General features: G+C 60.8%; 17 protein-coding genes. 8 read left to right on the top strand and 9 right to left on the bottom strand.

From position 1 onward, the window contains the following. Positions 1-100: 100 nt before the first annotated feature. Both AC1D19_RS06665 and AC1D19_RS06660 read right to left on the bottom strand, forming a co-directional pair. The gene (locus tag AC1D19_RS06665; protein WP_477762737.1) at positions 101-1,549 is read right to left on the bottom strand and encodes an aldehyde dehydrogenase family protein; all 1,449 of its coding nucleotides are present in this window, start codon (positions 1,547-1,549) and stop codon (positions 101-103) included. After that, positions 1,546-3,183: a 5-guanidino-2-oxopentanoate decarboxylase gene (locus AC1D19_RS06660; protein WP_477762736.1), complete on the bottom strand. Its 1,638-nt coding sequence runs from the start codon at positions 3,181-3,183 to the stop codon at positions 1,546-1,548. Before AC1D19_RS06660 ends, AC1D19_RS06665 begins: the two co-directional genes overlap by 4 nt. Positions 3,184-3,342: 159 nt before the next feature. Here AC1D19_RS06660 and AC1D19_RS06655 point away from each other — a divergent pair, with 159 nt between their 5' ends. Beyond that, positions 3,343-4,224, top strand: coding sequence for a LysR substrate-binding domain-containing protein (locus AC1D19_RS06655; protein ID WP_477762735.1), 882 nt, complete (start codon positions 3,343-3,345; stop codon positions 4,222-4,224). A gap of 102 nt (positions 4,225-4,326) precedes the next feature. On the opposite strand, the gene AC1D19_RS06650 is transcribed toward AC1D19_RS06655, so the two are convergent. Both AC1D19_RS06650 and AC1D19_RS06645 read right to left on the bottom strand, forming a co-directional pair. Then, positions 4,327-4,941 (bottom strand): NAD(P)-dependent oxidoreductase, encoded by a 615-nt coding sequence (locus tag AC1D19_RS06650; RefSeq protein ID WP_477762734.1) that lies wholly within the window; start codon positions 4,939-4,941, stop codon positions 4,327-4,329. Positions 4,942-4,997: 56 nt separating this feature from the next. After that, entirely contained in the window at positions 4,998-5,882 is an 885-nt protein-coding gene (locus tag AC1D19_RS06645; protein WP_477762733.1) for an MBL fold metallo-hydrolase, read from the bottom strand. A gap of 244 nt (positions 5,883-6,126) precedes the next feature. On the opposite strand from AC1D19_RS06645, the gene AC1D19_RS06640 reads away from it, so the two are divergent. Beyond that, positions 6,127-7,032: a LysR family transcriptional regulator gene (locus tag AC1D19_RS06640; protein ID WP_477762732.1), complete on the top strand. Its 906-nt coding sequence runs from the start codon at positions 6,127-6,129 to the stop codon at positions 7,030-7,032. A gap of 202 nt (positions 7,033-7,234) precedes the next feature. Then, the gene (locus AC1D19_RS06635; protein ID WP_162837843.1) at positions 7,235-7,411 is read left to right on the top strand and encodes a hypothetical protein; all 177 of its coding nucleotides are present in this window, start codon (positions 7,235-7,237) and stop codon (positions 7,409-7,411) included. A 9-nt stretch (positions 7,412-7,420) separates the two neighbouring features. Here AC1D19_RS06635 and AC1D19_RS06630 read toward each other — a convergent pair whose 3' ends face one another. Next, positions 7,421-8,317: a helix-turn-helix domain-containing protein gene (locus tag AC1D19_RS06630; RefSeq protein ID WP_477752668.1), complete on the bottom strand. Its 897-nt coding sequence runs from the start codon at positions 8,315-8,317 to the stop codon at positions 7,421-7,423. 190 nt (positions 8,318-8,507) lie between these two features. On the opposite strand from AC1D19_RS06630, the gene pobA reads away from it, so the two are divergent. Both pobA and AC1D19_RS06620 read left to right on the top strand, forming a co-directional pair. Then, positions 8,508-9,692, top strand: coding sequence for a 4-hydroxybenzoate 3-monooxygenase (gene pobA / locus AC1D19_RS06625; protein WP_477762824.1), 1,185 nt, complete (start codon positions 8,508-8,510; stop codon positions 9,690-9,692). 78 nt (positions 9,693-9,770) lie between these two features. Continuing rightward, complete coding sequence (locus AC1D19_RS06620; RefSeq protein WP_477762731.1) at positions 9,771-11,288, top strand: MDR family MFS transporter; 1,518 nt, start codon at positions 9,771-9,773, stop codon at positions 11,286-11,288. A gap of 152 nt (positions 11,289-11,440) precedes the next feature. On the opposite strand, the gene AC1D19_RS06615 is transcribed toward AC1D19_RS06620, so the two are convergent. From AC1D19_RS06615 to AC1D19_RS06605, 3 genes are all read right to left on the bottom strand, one after another. Continuing rightward, positions 11,441-12,313, bottom strand: coding sequence for an ATPase (locus AC1D19_RS06615; RefSeq protein ID WP_477762730.1), 873 nt, complete (start codon positions 12,311-12,313; stop codon positions 11,441-11,443). Positions 12,314-12,430: 117 nt separating this feature from the next. Beyond that, positions 12,431-13,423, bottom strand: coding sequence for an NAD-dependent epimerase/dehydratase family protein (locus AC1D19_RS06610; RefSeq protein ID WP_477752672.1), 993 nt, complete (start codon positions 13,421-13,423; stop codon positions 12,431-12,433). A gap of 54 nt (positions 13,424-13,477) precedes the next feature. After that, positions 13,478-14,371, bottom strand: a complete 894-nt coding sequence (locus tag AC1D19_RS06605; RefSeq protein WP_477752673.1) for a LysR family transcriptional regulator ArgP — start codon at positions 14,369-14,371, stop codon at positions 13,478-13,480. Between the two features lie 96 nt (positions 14,372-14,467). Here AC1D19_RS06605 and AC1D19_RS06600 point away from each other — a divergent pair, with 96 nt between their 5' ends. The 3 genes from AC1D19_RS06600 to AC1D19_RS06590 all read left to right on the top strand — a co-directional run bounded on the left by AC1D19_RS06600 (position 14,468) and on the right by AC1D19_RS06590 (position 16,239). Then, the gene (locus AC1D19_RS06600) at positions 14,468-14,869 is read left to right on the top strand and encodes an ACT domain-containing protein (RefSeq protein WP_477762729.1); all 402 of its coding nucleotides are present in this window, start codon (positions 14,468-14,470) and stop codon (positions 14,867-14,869) included. A 6-nt stretch (positions 14,870-14,875) separates the two neighbouring features. Beyond that, positions 14,876-15,478 (top strand): LysE/ArgO family amino acid transporter, encoded by a 603-nt coding sequence (locus tag AC1D19_RS06595; RefSeq protein ID WP_477762728.1) that lies wholly within the window; start codon positions 14,876-14,878, stop codon positions 15,476-15,478. Between the two features lie 164 nt (positions 15,479-15,642). Beyond that, entirely contained in the window at positions 15,643-16,239 is a 597-nt protein-coding gene (locus AC1D19_RS06590) for a superoxide dismutase (protein WP_008022038.1), read from the top strand. Positions 16,240-16,348: 109 nt separating this feature from the next. On the opposite strand, the gene AC1D19_RS06585 is transcribed toward AC1D19_RS06590, so the two are convergent. Further along, complete coding sequence (locus AC1D19_RS06585) at positions 16,349-16,612, bottom strand: DUF6124 family protein (RefSeq protein WP_477762727.1); 264 nt, start codon at positions 16,610-16,612, stop codon at positions 16,349-16,351. Positions 16,613-17,372 lie beyond the last annotated feature (760 nt).

The raw sequence follows: 17,372 nt of genomic DNA, 5'->3' as shown, positions 1-17,372 counted from the left end.
TGAGGTCGTGTAAAACACCTGACTATCGATAAAAACTCATTGAAGCCATGACGCCAGCGCATGCCTCAACGCGAGGCATGCGCTCACCTTTTTCGTGCCTTCAGACGGCCCGGATCACGTGTTTGATTTCCTGGAAAGCCTGCAAGCCCCACGGCCCCAATTCGCGGCCGATGCTGCTCTGCTTGTAGCCGCCCCAGGCGGTCTGCGGGAAGATCACCTGCGGCGCGTTGATCCACACAAGCCCCGCCTGCAAAGCGTTGGCGACGCGGTCAGCGGTCTGTGCATTGCCCGTCACCACACTGGCGACCAGGCCAAACTGACTGTCGTTGGCCAGGGCAATCGCTTCGGCTTCGCTGGAAAAACTGCGCACGCAGATCACCGGGCCGAAAATCTCTTCATTCCACAACGCACTGTCGAGGGGCACTTCGGTGAACACCGTCGGCTGCAAAAAATATCCGCGCGGCAGGTCGGCGGGACGATTGCCACCGCACACCAGCTTGGCGCCGGCACTCAAACCGCGGTCGATGTGGCCCAATACACGTTGGTATTGCGCCTGATTGACCAGGGCGCCCATTTCCACGTTCGGGTCGAACGGGTCGGCCACGCGTATCGCTTCGGCACGAGCCTTCACGCGGCTGAGGAATTCATCGGCCAGTTCATCGGCGACCAGCACGCGGCTGGTGGCGGAGCACATCTGCCCGGCGTTGAAGAAACCACCGCCGCAGGCCACTTCCACCGCCAGGTCGAGATCGGCATCGGCCAGCACCAGCAGCGAAGATTTGCCGCCCAGTTCCAGGCTCACGCCCTTGGCGGTTTCAGCCGCCCGTTGCATGACCTGCACGCCGACCGCATTGCTGCCGGTGAAGGAAATTTTCGCGATGCGCGAGTCTGTCGACAGGGGCGCGCCAACCGCCAGGCCAGTGCCGCACACCAGGTTGAACACGCCCGCAGGCAACCCGGCTTCAGCGATGATCGCTGCCAGTTCCAGCTCCGGCAGCGGCGTCACTTCCGAAGGCTTGAGCACCACGCAGCAACCGGCGGCAAGGGCCGGGGCGAGTTTCCACGCGGTGGTGACCATCGGGAAGTTCCACGGCACGATCAGGCCGACCACACCGCACGGCTCACGGCGCAGGCGAGCGCTGAAGTCGTCGGTCGGCAGCTCGATGGCGCTGTCCTGTTTCGCGTCCAGGCCTTCGGCCAGACCGGCGTAATACTCGAACGTGGCGATCACGTCATCAACGTCGATAGCCGCTTCGAACTGTGGCTTGCCGTTGTTGCTCGACTGCAAGTGCATCAGCTTTTCACGGTTGGCCTGTACCCCCACGGCGATTTTGCGCAGGATCGCGCCGCGTTCGGCGCCCGTGGTTTTCGACCAGTCGGCGAACGCCTGGGTCGCCGCGCTCACCGCTTGATCAACAGCGCGCTCATCGCCGCCATTCACCGTGGTCAACAGGGCTTCGGTCGCCGGGTTGATCACCCGCAGGTGTTCGTTGCCGGCCGACCATTGGCCGTTGATGTACAGGCCATCCTGGGTAGTCGAGAAAGTCATTTCGACACCGCCTGCATCCACTGGGTCTGGTCGATTTCAATCAGGGTCGGGCCCTGGCGATCGGTAGCCATACGCAACGCGCCACGCAATTGCTCGACACTGCTGACCGCTTCGGCCGCGCAACCCAATGCCTTGGCCACACCGATGAAGTCCGGGGTGTAGATGTCCACGCCGACCGGCTCGATGGCACGGTTGACCATGTATTTCTTGATCTCTTCGTAGCCCTGGTTATTCCACAGCAGCACGATCACCGGGGTGTGCGCTTCAACGGCGCTGGCCAGTTCCGGCAGGGTGAATTGCAGGCCACCGTCGCCGATCAGGCACACCACCGGAGGACGCGCGCCACCTTCGACGCTACCACCCAGCCAGGCGCCAATCGCCGCCGGCAAGGCGTAACCGAGAGTGCCGTAACCGGTGGACGAGTTGAACCAGCGGCGCGGGCGCTCCGGGTTGAATGTCAGGTTGCCGGTGTACACCGGTTGCGTCGAGTCGCCGACGAATACCGCGTCCGGCAGTTCGTGCAGCACGGTTTCAAGGAAACGGGTCTGAGCCAGGGTCGGTGCGTCCCAGGTCGCGGCCAGCTCTTCACGCAGACGAGCGGCGCGCACCTGGCCCCAATCGTTGCGGCGCTCGGCCAGGGATTTGTGCGACAGCGCGCTGAGCAAAGCCTGGGCGGCGTTGCGCGAGTCGGCCACCAATGCCACGTGCGGCGGGTAGTTGCGCACGGTCTGGTCCGGGTCGATGTCGACGCGCAGCAACTTGCCAGGAATTTCGAAACCGCCGGCGAAGGTCACGTCGTAGTCGGTCTCGGCCAGCTCGGTGCCGATGGCCAGGACCACATCGGCCTCGGCGACCAGCGCACGGGTGGCGACCAGGCTCTGGGTCGAGCCGATCAGCAACGGGTGGCCGGAGGCGAGCATGCCCTTGGCATTGATGGTCAGGGCGACCGGCGCGTCCAGCAGCTCGGCCAGTTCAGTCAGCTCGGATGCCGCGTCGATGGCCCCGCCACCGGCGAGAATCAGCGGACGCTTGGCGTCGGCCAGCAATTCGGTCATGCGCGACACGGCGCTCGGCGAAGCACCGGCGCGGTCGATGTTGACCGGCAGGCTGCTGAGCAGGTCATCGGCTTCTTCGACCAATACGTCCAATGGAATTTCGATGTGCACCGGACGCGGACGGCCGGCCTGGAACAGTGCAAAGGCGCGAGCCAGCACGCCCGGCAGCTCGGACGCCGACATCAGGGTGTGGGAGAACGCCGCGACACCGGCACACAGTGCGCCCTGGTTCGGCAGCTCATGCAGCTTGCCGCGACCACCGCCCAACTGGCTGCGCGATTGCACGCTGGAGATCACCAGCATCGGGATCGAATCGGCGTAGGCCTGGCCCATGGCGGTGGTGATGTTGGTCATGCCCGGGCCGGTGATGATGAAGCACACACCCGGTTTGCCGCTGGTGCGGGCGTAGCCGTCGGCCATGAAGCCGGCGCCCTGTTCATGGCGCGGCGTGACGTGGTTGATGCTCGAACGGGCCAGCCCGCGATACAGCTCCACGGTATGCACCCCCGGAATGCCGAACACCTGCTCGACCCCGTAGTTTTCGAGTAACTTGACCAATACTTCGCCGCACGTCGCCATGTCTTTGCCCTTTTTGTTCGTTTGAGACGCCGGGCGTGCGCTGTGTTTATGATGGATTCGCAGGCCCGGGAATGGCCTCATTGGAACGGGCGGGACGTAGCCGCAACAATGGATAAAAAGTCATACTAGCCATGTCCTCACGTCATACCTTGGATCCCAATGAAACGACTGCCTCCCCTGCCGGCGCTGCACACCTTTCTGATTACCGCGCAGTGCTGCAATTTCACCCGGGCCGCCGAACAGCTGCACATCACCCAGGGCGCGGTGAGTCGGCAGATCGCCGGGCTGGAAGATCATCTGGGTTATGAACTGTTCATCCGCCTGGCCCGAGGCCTGGACCTGACAGCCGAGGGACGGGAATGGCTGCCACGGGTCCAGCAAATTTTCGGCCTGATCGACGAGGCCGTTGAACAGATCGGCGAGAAGCGCGAAACCCTGCAACTCAAGGCCCCGACTTGCGTCATGCGCTGGTTGCTGCCACGTCTGTTGCAATGGCAAAGGGAACGCCCGGACGTGCCGGTGGAACTGACCACCACGGTCAAGCACGGCGTGGACTTTCATCGCGAGCAGTTCGATGCGGCGGTGATGTACGGCGCACCGCCGGACGATTCATTGATGTCGCAAAAACTCTTTGATGAGCAACTCACGCCGGTGTGCTCCAGACCGATGCTCGAAGGCCCCATGCCCCTGCAAGCACCGGCCGATCTGCAACAACACCTGTTGCTGCACCCAACCCGCGATGAACGGGACTGGAAGGCCTGGTTGAAAGCCGCGGATGTGCATTTGACCAATGTCGGCAAGGGCCAGCACTTCGAAACACTGGACCTGGCAATGTCGATGGCGTCCCAGGGAACGGGGGTGGCGATTGGTGATTGGTCGCTGATTGGCGATGACCTGAACGCCGGGCGGCTGGTCATGCCATTCGAATTGAAGGTAACGACGGGGCTGGCGTATTACCTGGTGTTCCCCGAAAAACCAGGACCTTCGCCGAAATTACGTGAATTGATGAGCTGGTTGGTGGAGCAGGCGCAGTCTCGGTAAACCACGGTATCTGTAGGAGCTGCCGCAGGCTGCGATCTTTTGACATTGATTTTCAAGATCAAAAGATCGCAGCCTGCGGCAGCTCCTACATGGATTGCGGTGTTAGTACCCGACAGTAAACCGCTGCCGCGAATGCTTCGGCGCTTCTACTTCGTCGAGCATTGCAATCGCATAGTCGGCAAAGGTAATCCAGCTGCGCCCTTCTCTGCTCACCAGCAAATCATCCTGACCGATGCGGAATTTCCCGGTGCGCTCGCCCTCGACAAATTCGGCCGATGGCGACAGGAAGGTCCAGTCCAGTTGCTTTTCCTGACGCAGGTTAGCGAGGAACTCGGCACCGGCACTGGCTTCGGCCTTGTACGCGTCCGGAAAACCTTTGCTGTCGATCACTCGTGTACCATCCGGCAACAACAGCGAACCGGCACCGCCCACCACCAGCAAGCGTTTGACCCCGGCCTTCTTCACCGGCCCGATGACGGCGCTGGCAGGCAGGGTCGTGAAATGTGCGGCGCTGACGACTACGTCATGCCCCTCGATGGCCGCTTGCAAAGCACTGGCATCCAGAGCGTCGACGTTGCGTGTGACCAATCCGGCACGCGGACCGATTTTCGCCGTGTTGCGGGCGATCGCGGTAACGCTGTGACCGCGACGCAGGGCTTCTTCCAGCAGTTGGCTACCGGCACGACCGGTGGCACCGATGATTGCGATTTTGCTCATGACGTTCTCCAGTTGGCTTGAAAGCATTGATATCAAAGGCCCGCTACCTCTTAAATTTATTCACCCCACTTCATCTCGCCCTTGGCGACCTTGGCGCTCAGCTCCAGGGAGCTTTCATCACCCAGGGTCGGGAAGCGCTTTTTCATCGCCGCGATCAGCGCGGCAGAATCCTTGGCCTTTGCGGTTTCCTCGTCGAAAGCCTTGATGTAAGCGGAGGTGAATTGCACTGCCGCCAGTGAGCGATCACTCACGCCCAGGTAATGCCCCGGTACCACGGTCTGCGGCTTCAGGGTTTCAATGGAGTGCAGCGTAGCCAACCAATCGGCATGGGACTGTGGCGTTTGCGTGTCAGCCATCCACACATGGATGTTTTGCGCCACCACGACACCTCCGACCACGGCCTTGATCGACGGAATCCACACGAAGCTGCGATCCGGCTGCGAGCCCTCAAGACCGACCACCTGCAATTTCTTCCCTTCGAGGTTCAGGCTGTCGCCCTTGAGCACGTCCGGCACGATGGTTTTGCCCGGCACATCGGCCCCCATTTTCGGGCCCCAGAACGCCAGTTTGCCGTCGACTGTTTGCTTGATGTGGTCAACGGTCGGCCGCGAAGCGAGGACCTTGGCCTTGGGAAACGCGGCCGTCAGGGTTTCGAGGCCGAAGTAGTAATCCGGATCGCCATGGCTGATGTAGATGGTGGTCAGTTGCTTGCCGCTGGCGCGGATCTTTTCCACCACCTGCTCGGCCTGGGATTTGCCGAACTGCGCATCCACCAGGATCGCTTCTTTCTCGCCGCTGACCAGCACCGAGGTCACCGGGAAGATGGCTTTTTCGCCGGGGTTGTAGACATCCAGCGTCAGGGTCGAGGCGGCTGCATGGGCGGCGAAACCGAAGGCCGCGCTTGCCAGCACAATGCGCTTTAAAGTGGTGAAACCGATCATCTGTTGCTCCGTTGTCCCATGGCTTTAAATGGGCGATGCGGTTCGCCCTTCGTAGGAGCTGGCTTGCCAGCGAAGCATTTCAGCGCGCCGCATTCATCCAGCCTGCACGCGTCATCGTTAACGACCTTCGCTGCGATGCGGCGACCCGACAAGCCAGCTCCTACAGGGAACAGAGCTTAGTTGCCTGACTCAGTGCAAAAAATGCGATGCTTGAACATAGTTTGTTTCTGAAAGCGGGCAAATCATGGATCGTCTTCAAGCAATGCGTGTGTTCGTCACGGTGGTCGACCTCGGCAGCCAGTCGGCCGCCGCCGATCATCTGGAGCTGTCACGACCGGTGGTTTCGCGGTATCTGGCGGAACTGGAAGACTGGGTTGGCGCGCGCCTGATGCATCGCACCACGCGCAAGTTGAGCCTTACCGCCGCCGGCAACGAGATCCTGCCCCGCTGTCGGCAGATGCTCGATTTGTCCAGCGACATGCAAGCCGCAGTCAGCGAACCGGATGACGCACCGCGCGGCCTGCTGCGGATCAGCGTCAGCACCTCCTTCGGCCAGGCACAACTGGCCGATGCCATGGCCGCCTATGTCCGACGCTACCCCGGCGTCAGCATCGACATGCAGATGCTCGACCGCACCGTGAACCTGATCGATGAGCGCATCGACCTGGCGATCCGCACCAGCAACGACCTGGACCCGAACCTGATCGCCCGCCGCCTGACGGTTTGTCGCTCGGTGATCTGCGCATCCCCCGCTTACTTGCGCGAGCACCCGGCGCCGCAACGGGTCGAGGACCTGAGCCGGCACAATTGCCTGACCCATTCCTACTTCGGCAAAAGCCTCTGGCATTTCGAGCAGGACGGCGAGCAGGTTTCAGTACCGGTGCAGGGCAACATCAGCGCCAACGAGGCCAGCACGCTGCTACGCGCAACGATCGCCGGCGCCGGGGTGGCGATGCTGCCCACGTATCAGGCCGGCGTGCACATTCACAGCGGCGAATTGATTCGCCTGCTGCCGGCGGCCGAACCACGGCAAATGAACGTGTATGCGGTGTATGCCTCACGCAAGCACATGCCGGCGGCGTTGCGCAGCTTGCTGGATTTTCTGGTGGTGAGATTTCCGGAGGAACCGGAGTGGGATGTGGGCCTGTAAACACCAACCCTGTAGGAGCTGGCTTGCCAGCGATAGCGGCGTATCAAACAACATCAGCGGTGACTGACACGCCCTCTTCGCTGGCAAGCCAGCTCCTACAAGGGTGATCAGTGTTCTGAATACCGCGCTATTGCTGGTAACTCACCGGCGCTGACCTATGCTCAAAGTAATACCGAAAGGTATTCGTTCAGAGGTCAACGCCATGAACATCAAAACAAGAAGATACCTCGCGATTTTCATCACCTGTGCGGTCACGCTCGGGCTGTATGGCGCTGCCGCCTGGCGCGTAGAGCAATTGCGCAACCTGCCCCGTGAATACGCGAGCTGTAACTTCGAGCGCTGCATCCCCCACAACGCCACCCTCAACGCCCTCCGGTAACGAAAGGGGTCAGGCTTCGTTGTCCTGATCGGCCTTCAAGCGGTCGCGGAACGCCTTGGGCGAAATCCCCACACGACGCCGGAACAGGCGCGTGAAGTTGGTCGGATCGGAAAACCCCAACACGTCGGACATTTCATAAATGGTCATGCTGGTGTAGGTCAGCAAACGCTTGGCCTCCAGCAATTGCCGTTCGTGCATGATCTGCAACGCCGGTTGCCCCGCAAGCTCACGACAGGTGCCGTTGAGGTGGGACACGGAGATCCCCAGCCGGTGCGCCAGGTCCTCGACCTTGACGTGCTGCCGATAGGTCTCTTCCACCAGCTGAATAAAGCCATTGAGGTATTCCCGGGCCCGCTGCGGTCGCGCCATGGCAGTGCGACGCTGGATCACCTGACGGCTGACCCACACCATGATCACACTGACCAGCGAATGCATGAGCATTTCCCGCGCCGGTTGATGGCTGGTGTATTCGTTCTGCAAGGCACTGAACAGGCTGTTGAGGTACTCGGCGTCCTTGCCTGCCGGGTAGCTTTCGGACTGGGCCAGGGCATTGACCGAGTGTCCCAACTGCATCTGCAGGTGGGCGATCAGCGGCGCGGCCAGGGTCACGACAAACCCTTCCACATCCTCTGAAAAGCGAAAGCCGTGCACCGACAGCGGTGGCAGGATCTGGATCGCCGGTTCCACCAGTTGCGTACGTTGGCCTTCGATTTCAAGCTCTGCCTGACCTTTGAACACGAAGAGCAACTGGCACAAATCAGCGTGGCGGTGGGGTTTGATTTCCCAATGATGTTCGCGGCTGCGTTTGGAAATGGTTTCACAGTGCAGCAAGTCCGGGGTCGGCCAATCCAGGCTTTCACCGTAGAGCTTGAACACCGGAATCGAAGGCAGGTCAGGCTTGTTCATCACTTCAATCCAGGCCTCGGAGTAGATGGCGGGCGATAATCGCACCGATTGGCAGAATGTACAGGTATCGGCTCAGTTTTCACCTTCAATTGACAGACTCGCAAGGGAAAAATGCAAGCACTCGATCCATAAAAATCATTCACCGGCCCTGGTCGCGTGAAGCTTGCGAGTCATAACAACAATGAAAACGCTGAAAACCCAGGTCGCCATCATTGGTGCCGGCCCTTCAGGCCTGTTGCTCGGCCAATTGCTGCACAACGCCGGTATCGACACCGTCATTCTAGAACGCCAGACCCCGGACTATGTGCTCGGCCGGATCCGCGCCGGCGTGCTTGAGCAAGGCATGGTAGAGCTGTTGCGCCAGGCCGGCGTGAGTCAGCGCATGGACACCGAGGGACTGGTGCATGGCGGCTTCGAACTGGCCCTCGACGGGCGCCGGGTACATATCGATCTGCACGCCCTGACGGCTGGCAAAACCGTGATGATCTACGGCCAGACCGAAGTCACCCGTGACCTGATGGCCGCTCGTCGGGAGGCCGGCGCACAGACGATTTATCAAGCCGTCAACGTCGTTCCCCACGGCATGAAAACCGATGAAGCGTTTGTCACTTTTGAGCAGGACGGCGAGCTGTATCGTCTCGATTGCGACTACATCGCCGGTTGCGACGGCTTCCATGGAGTGGCGCGGCAATCGATTCCCGCCGACAGCCTGAAAGTCTTCGAACGGATCTATCCGTTCGGCTGGCTCGGGATCCTGGCCGATACTCCGCCGGTCCACGAAGAACTGGTCTACGCCCGTCACGAGCGTGGTTTTGCCCTGTGCAGCATGCGCTCGTCGACGCGCACCCGTTACTACCTGCAAGTGCCTACCAGCGATCATGTGGATAACTGGTCGGATCAACGCTTCTGGGACGAACTCAAGTCGCGACTGCCGCAAGCGTTGGCAGACAGCCTGGTCACGGGCCCGTCCATCGAAAAGAGCATCGCGCCACTGCGCAGCTTCGTGGTCGAACCGATGCAATACGGTCGCATGTTCCTGGTCGGCGATGCCGCGCATATCGTCCCGCCCACCGGCGCCAAGGGCCTGAACCTGGCGGCCAGTGATGTGAGTACGCTGTTCAACATCCTGCTCAAGGTTTACCGCGAAAAACGCGCCGATTTGCTGGAGAAATACTCGGAAATCTGCCTGCGTCGGGTGTGGAAGGCCGAGCGCTTTTCCTGGTGGATGACCTCGATGCTGCACCGTTTCGATGATCACGATGCCTTCAGTCAGCGCATTGCCGAGTCGGAACTGGAGTATTTCATCGACTCCGAGGCGGGTCGCAAGACCATTGCAGAAAACTACGTCGGGCTTCCTTATGAGGCTATCGAATAGCTTCCTATCGACTTACACTGACGAGCATCCCCGCTCGCCTTGCTACTTGCGGGTCAATCACTGCCCGCAGGTTTTCCCGTGACCAATCTCCACCAGCCTGAAATGCCCAAACCCGCCATCCGCAGCGTGCTGATCGCGCTGATGCTGGCGATCTTTCTCGGGGCGCTGGACCAGACCATCGTCGCCGTTTCGATGCCGGCCATTTCCGCACAATTCAAGGACGTCAGCCTGCTGGCCTGGGTGATTTCCGGCTACATGGTGGCCATGACCGTGGCGGTGCCGATCTACGGCAAACTGGGCGACCTGTACGGGCGGCGCAAGCTGATGTTGTTCGGCATGGGCCTGTTCACCCTGGCGTCAGTGTTCTGCGGCATGGCCCAGAGCATGGAGCAACTGGTGCTGGCGCGGATCCTCCAGGGCATCGGGGCCGGCGGGATGATCTCGGTGAGCCAGGCGATCATCGGTGACATCGTGCCGCCACGGGAGCGCGGTCGTTATCAGGGCTATTTCAGCAGCATGTACGCCGTGGCCAGCGTGGCCGGCCCGGTGCTCGGCGGCTACATGACCGAATACCTGTCCTGGCGCTGGGTGTTCCTGATCAACCTGCCGCTGGGCCTGGGTGCCTGGCTGGTGGCCCAGCGGACGCTGGTCGGCCTGCCGATTCCGCAACGCAAACCGATCATCGATTACCTGGGCACCGTGCTGATGATCATCGGGCTGACAGCGTTGTTGCTGGGCATCACCCAGGTCGGCCAGGGCCATTCGTGGCGCAGCGCCGAAGTGCTGGCGCTGCTCGCTTGTGCAGTGCTGGTGTTGGGGCTGTTTGTCGTCCACGAGCGGCGGGCACGGGAGCCGCTGTTGCCCATGCACCTGTTCGCCAACCGCAACGCGATCCTGTGCTGGTGCACGATTTTCTTCACCAGTTTCCAGGCCATCTCGCTGATCGTATTGATGCCGCTGCGCTTCCAGAGCGTCACCGGCGCCGGTGCCGACAGTGCCGCCCTGCATCTGCTGCCGCTGGCCATGGGCTTGCCGATTGGCGCGTATTTCGCCGGCCGTCGCACCTCCGTGACCGGGCGCTACAAACCGATGATCCTCACCGGTGCTGCGCTGATGCCCATCGCGATTCTCGGCATGGCGTTCAGCCCGCCGCAGGCGTTCGTCTTGAGCAGCCTGTTCATGCTGCTCTGCGGGATTGCCTCCGGCATGCAGTTCCCGACGTCATTGGTCGGCACGCAGAACTCGGTGGACCAGCGGGATATCGGCGTGGCCACCAGCACCACCAATCTGTTCCGTTCGCTGGGTGGTGCGGTCGGCGTGGCGTTGATGTCGGCGCTGCTGCTGGCGCTGTTGCAGGATTCAAGTTTTGCGCATCTGGCCGGCTCGTCGCTGATTGCCGAAGGCAGTTCGGGGAATGTGTTGCTGGACGGGTTGAACGCCGCACCGGGTGACGCGCAGAACGCCTTGCGCGCTGAGCTGTTGCTGACGTTCCGCCACTTGCTGACGGTCAGCGCGGCTGTTTCATTGCTGGGGCTGGCGGCGGCGATTGCCATGCCGAACATGCTGTTGCGCGGGCGCGAGGACAAGGTTCGATAGACAGACCGTACTGCGCGGCCTTCGCTGGCAAGCCAGCTCCTACAAGGACTGTGCATATCCTGTAGGAGCTGGCTTGCCAGCGAAGGTATGGATATTCAGGAAAACACGGCTTGAGACTTTTGTGGCGAGGGGGCTTGCCACAAATGTTCGGATTACTGCCGGGCGCGCAGTTGCTGCTGAAGGTTCTGGATCTGCGCCTGAAGGGTATTGATGTTGCGGGTGACCTGGCTGCGGAAGGCATCGAACTCGGCAGTGTTGGTCGAACCCTGTGCGGCGGCCGGACGGTTGTCCTGCTGGCTCTTGAGCACGATCATGTCTTGCTCGAGACGCTCGATGGCAGCGCTCGGGTTGCCTTGCTTTTTCAGCGCGGTAATGTCGGCGCCCAGGCTTTTCAGCTGTGCGTCGAGTTTTTCCGAGTCGGACGGGGTACTTTTCAAGGCGGCCAATTCAGCGCTCAAGGCTTTGACCTGGGCCTGCAACTGCATATTGTCCGTCTGATGCTCGGTGTCCTGGGCAGTCAACTGCGCCAGGCGTTTGTCCAGTTCGGTGGATTGCGCGGTCATTTGTGCCAGTCGCTTGTCCAGATCCGAGGCCTGGCCGGCAACACCTTGCTGCTGGGCGCCCTGGTCCTTGAGTTTGCTTTCCAGCTGGCGGATTTGCAGCTTCAAGGCCTCGCTGTCGGTGGTGACACTGGTCTGGCTGGCAACGACCTTTCCGGAAATGTCCTGCAGGCGCCCAGCCGCTTCCTCACTGATCCGCGCGAAACTTTCCTGGGTCGCCACCAATTGCTGTTCCATCAGGGAAATCTGCTGAAAACTCCACCAGGCCAGGCCCGCGAACGCAAAGATCAATGCCCCGACCAACGCCCACAGTGGGCCAGTGCTCGCCGCCTTGACCCTCACCACCGGCGCCGTGCGCGAATGCACGACCGTGCGGGCAGTGGGTGGAAAGTCGTCGTCGAGAACATCTGCACGCAGGCTCGGTACTTCGTCGAAGTCGTCGTTGGCATCGTTACGCATAGACATTGAATCAACCTTAGTGAAACAAATGATGGCTTTATGCCGCGCAGTATAAACCCCACAGCCGTAACCATTGACCCCCAAGCCCCGTATCCGGTTCAGTAAGGAGTCGTTGTTCGGGCATCAGCGAATATCCTGGGCCTTCCACCAGCCACAGAACTCATCGAGGGCCGTCCAGAGGCTGACCTTGGGATCGTAATCCAGATAATGCCGGGCGCGGCTGATGTCCAGGGTGAAATTTTTGTTCATGACCTGCATGCCCAGACGCGACAGCGTCGGCTCGGGACGCCCCGGCCACAACTTGCACACACCCTCGTTGAGCGCCGCCACGCTGTAGGCCAGACCGTAGGAACGGTGACGGGTTACCTGTGGAACCTCCATGTTGCGCATGACGTAATTGACCACGTCCCACAACGGAATCGGCGTGCCGTTGCTGATGTTATAAGCCTTGCCCAACGCGGAACCGCTGGCCAGCAAACTGCTGAGCAACGCTTCGTTGAGGTTTTGCACGCTGGTGAAATCAACTTTGTTCAGACCGTTGCCGATGATCGCCAGGCGCCCCTTGCGCTGCATGTTCAACAGGCGCGGAAAGATGCTCATGTCGCCGGCCCCGGTGACGAAACGCGGGCGCAGGGCCAGGGTTTCGAGGCCGAACTCCTGGGCGCCGAAGACTTTTTGCTCGGCCAGGTACTTAGTGGCGGCGTAAGGGTGCTTGAAGCGTTTGGGCACCTGTTCTTCGCTCAGGCCCTGGTGATCGCGACCATCGAAGTAGATCGACGGCGACGACAAATGCACCAGCCGCCGTACCCGTTGCTTCAGGCAGGCCTCGACCACGTTCTCAGTGACCTGGACATTGCCCTGATGGAAGTCCTGATAACGCCCCCACAAACCGACGGCACCGGCGCAATGCACCACGGCCTCGACGTCCGAACACAGTTCGCGAGCCAGTTCCGGGTCGCTCAAGTCACCCTGGATGAACTCGGCTCCCCGGCGTACCAGATGCTCCACACTCTCGGCCCGGCGACCGTTGACCCGCACGTCCAGGCCCTGCTCCAGGGCAAAACGCGCAAAGCGCCCGCCGATGAAGCCGCTTGCGCCGGTAACCAGAATCTTCATGAATTGCTCCGAATTTTTCGTTTTGCGTATTACGTGAGGTCTTGACGCTGCGCGTCAGTCCAAGGGCACCAGCCATTGCTTCGATGCGCGTACCAATTGATCGGTGAGCAGCCCCAGCAGCTGGCCGCCATTACGCCAATGATGCCAGTACAACGGCACATCGATCGGCTTATCTGGCAGCAGCTCCTGCAATACGCCCCTTTCCAGTTGCTCGCGTACCTGCAGTTCCGGAACCAGCCCCCAACCCAGCCCGGCTTCCGTCAGACGAATGAAACCTTCGGAGGAAGGGCATAAATGGTGTTCGAAACCGCCCTCGACGCCGAGGGACGCAAGGTACCGATGCTGCAGGAAATCGTCCGGGCCAAACACCAGCGCCGGGGTGCGGGCCAACTGATCGGCCCGTACGCCCTGCGGAAAGTGCCGGGCAATAAAGGCGGGGCTGGCCAGTGCCCGGTAACGCATGGCCCCCAGCAGCACGCTGCGCGCACCCGCCACCGGGCGCTCGCTGGCGCAGACGCAGGCCGCCACTTCACCGGCGCGCATGCGCTTGAGGCCGACGGTCTGGTCTTCGACCACCAGATCCATCAACAGATGCTGTTCCGCGCAAAACGCCCCCACGGCCTGCGCCCACCAAGTGGCCAGGCTGTCGGCGTTCAGGGCGATCCGCAGGCGCTCCGGCAGGCCCTCTTCATCCAGCGCCGGCACCAGGCTTTGCAAATCCCGTTCAAGCAAGCGCACCTGCTGCACGTGGTTGAGCAGCCGTCGACCGATTTCCGTCGGCGTTGGCGGTGTAGTCCGCACCAGTACCGGTTGGCCGACCCGCGCTTCCAGTAGTTTGATACGTTGGGAAATTGCCGATTGCGACAGGCCCAGCACTTGGGCCGCCCGTTCAAAACCGGCCTGTTCAACCACGGCGGCCAGGGCAGAAAGCAATTTATAGTCGAACATCAGTTTTCCTAATGAGCGATCAGCAAGATTGGTTTTTCTTATACAGCCTTCACAAGGACAATGACCAGCAAGAACTCTTGAACAAGGATCACCCACATGGCTGGCGAAACTTCATTGGCAACGCTGCTGCGCAGTATGAGCCCGCAACTCAACGCCGGCGAATATGTGTTCTGCACCCTGCGTGACGGCAAGTTGCCCAAGGATCTGGAGATTGTCGGCAGCTTCCGCGAGCAGGAAGGCCTGACCGTGATTCTCGAACGTTCCCACGCCGAAAAAGCCGGTTTCAGCTTCGACTACATCGCCGCCTGGATCACCTTGAACGTACATTCGGCCCTCGAAGCCGTCGGCCTGACCGCCGCGTTCGCCACGGCATTGGGCCAGGCCGGAATCAGCTGCAACGTGATTGCCGGCTACTACCACGACCATTTGTTTGTCGGCCAGGCCGACGCCGACCGTGCCCTGCAGGTGCTGCGGGATCTGGCAGCCAACGCGGAGTAAATAATCATGTGGCAAAGTTATGTGAACGGGCTGCTCGTGGCCTTCGGCCTGATCATGGCGATCGGCACCCAGAATGCGTTTGTCCTGGCGCAAAGCCTGCGGCGTGAACATCACCTGCCGGTGGCGGCGCTCTGCGTGGCCTGCGATGCCCTGTTGGTGGCCGCCGGGGTATTTGGCCTGGCGACGGTGCTGGCGCAGAACCCGACGCTGCTGGCCATCGCCCGTTGGGGTGGCGCAGCGTTTCTGTTGTGGTACGGCAGCCAGGCACTGCGCCGAGCCTTTTCGAAGCAGAGTCTTGAGCAAGGCGAGCACCAGACCGTACGCTCGCTGCGGGCCGTAATGCTCAGTGCGCTGGCGGTGACGTTGCTCAACCCGCACGTTTATCTGGACACCGTTTTGCTGATCGGCTCCCTGGGCGCACAACAAACCGAGCCCGGCGCTTATGTAGTCGGCGCGGCCAGCGCCTCGCTGCTTTGGTTTTTCACCCTGGCGCTCGGTGCGGCATGGCTGGCACCGTGGCTCGCCCGCCCCAGCACCTGGCGAATTCTCGATCTGTTGGTGGCTATGATGATGTTTGCCGTAGCGCTCCAGTTGATCGCGGCCAGCTGATTCGCGGAACCTCTATTCCACACAGTTGTTGCGTGGTTATGCCGCCCCCCCGGTGCTATGATCCGACTCCCTGCGCCGCAAAGAGTACAAACTCCCCGGCGCTTGTCTGGCCGCCCGTGATCGGCCTTGCGCTCACCGCAACTGACCTGATTAGGAGAATCATCATGGCTTTCGAATTGCCGCCACTGCCGTACGCACACGATGCCCTGCAGCCGCACATCTCCAAGGAAACCCTGGAGTTCCACCACGACAAGCACCACAACACCTACGTCGTGAACCTGAACAACCTGGTGCCAGGCACCGAGTTCGAAGGCAAGACCCTGGAAGAAATCGTCAAGACTTCCTCGGGCGGTATCTTCAACAACGCCGCTCAGGTCTGGAACCACACTTTCTACTGGAACTGCCTGGCGCCAAACGCCGGCGGTCAACCAACCGGCGCTCTGGCTGAAGCCATCAACGCGGCTTTCGGTTCGTTCGACAAGTTCAAGGAAGAGTTCAGCAAGACGTCCATCGGTACCTTCGGTTCCGGTTGGGGCTGGCTGGTGAAGAAGGCTGACGGTTCCCTGGCCCTGGCCAGCACCATCGGCGCCGGCAACCCGCTGACCAACGGCGACACCCCGCTACTGACCTGCGACGTCTGGGAACACGCTTACTACATCGACTACCGCAACCTGCGTCCAAAGTATGTCGAAGCGTTCTGGAACCTGGTCAACTGGAAATTCGTGGCTGAGCAGTTCGAAGGCAAAACCTTCACCGCTTAAGCTCGACGCCAGTCAAAAGAACCCGGCTTATGCCGGGTTTTTTTATGGAAGGATATGAGCAACGGGACGGTGGCGATCGTTCCGCCGCCTTCGCGAGCAAGCCTGCCAACTACCGTGGATCGACGTTATCCAACGCGCGATTCACCGCCAGTTCCGCCAGCATGATGATCTGCGCAATGGCCAACGCCGTGTTGCGCTGGGGGCCGGTCAGGAAGGTGGCGAAATCACTCGCCATGACGTTGGCCGAAGCCAGTGACTCACAAGCGTGGGCCAGCAGGGATTCGGTATCCATGTCCGGGACGATCATGAACATGGTGTTGGGGGTGTAGGGTTTGGCTGTATTTAAGGGCGGATCGGGGATTAACTTATCCACTGAAATATTCCTATGCGGTGGGTGCCACCCATTGCCGTTCTCACACGGCAAAGAGGTGGCAGCTATGTGCGAGGTGAGAAAACCGGTCATAGGCACCCGGCCAGACAAAAGTCTGCCCGCACACAGCCGCCATAACGCATTTACAAACAGCGGATAAGCTGGCGGCAATTATGCGGATACTGGCACTGGATGACTATGACTTGCCGGGTTCTCACACCCGATCGCTGAGTTTTCAGCGACAGTCAGAGGCTATTGAGTCCGCTTCCGACGGGCAACCTGAAAACTGCGTGGGAAACTTCTGGCGCTTTCCTACACCGCGTTAACCCGCAAAACGTAACACGGAGGTCCCTGGCAGCATTCCCACGCGGGAGCGTGGGAACGATCAGCTTAGAGGCGTGGGAAATTGGTCGGCTGGCAGGCCGCCATCGCTGGCAAGCCAGCTCCTACAGGGATTGGGGACATCTGCAAAAACCGGGTCGGCTGGCAGACCTGGTTCTTCATGCGTGCGCATTTCCCTGTAGGAGCTGTCGAGTGCAACGAGGCTGCGATCTTTTGGCTTTATTACTTACAAACAAGATCAAGAGATCGCAGCCTTCGGCAGCTCCTACGGAGTAATACATCCGCGAAATCAGGTCGGCTATCTGGCCGCCTGAGCGAGCAACCCAGGACAATTTCCCACGATGAAACAAGTCTTGCCCCCCTTGCCCCAACGCCACGGACGACTAACATCAAACAAAAGGAAAATATCTCCACCCCCGCC

It is taken from the genome of Pseudomonas sp. P1_C12, assembly GCF_056406435.1.
The sequence above is the reverse complement of the archived record's forward strand: the minus strand, read 5'-3'. Positions and strand labels throughout refer to the sequence as shown.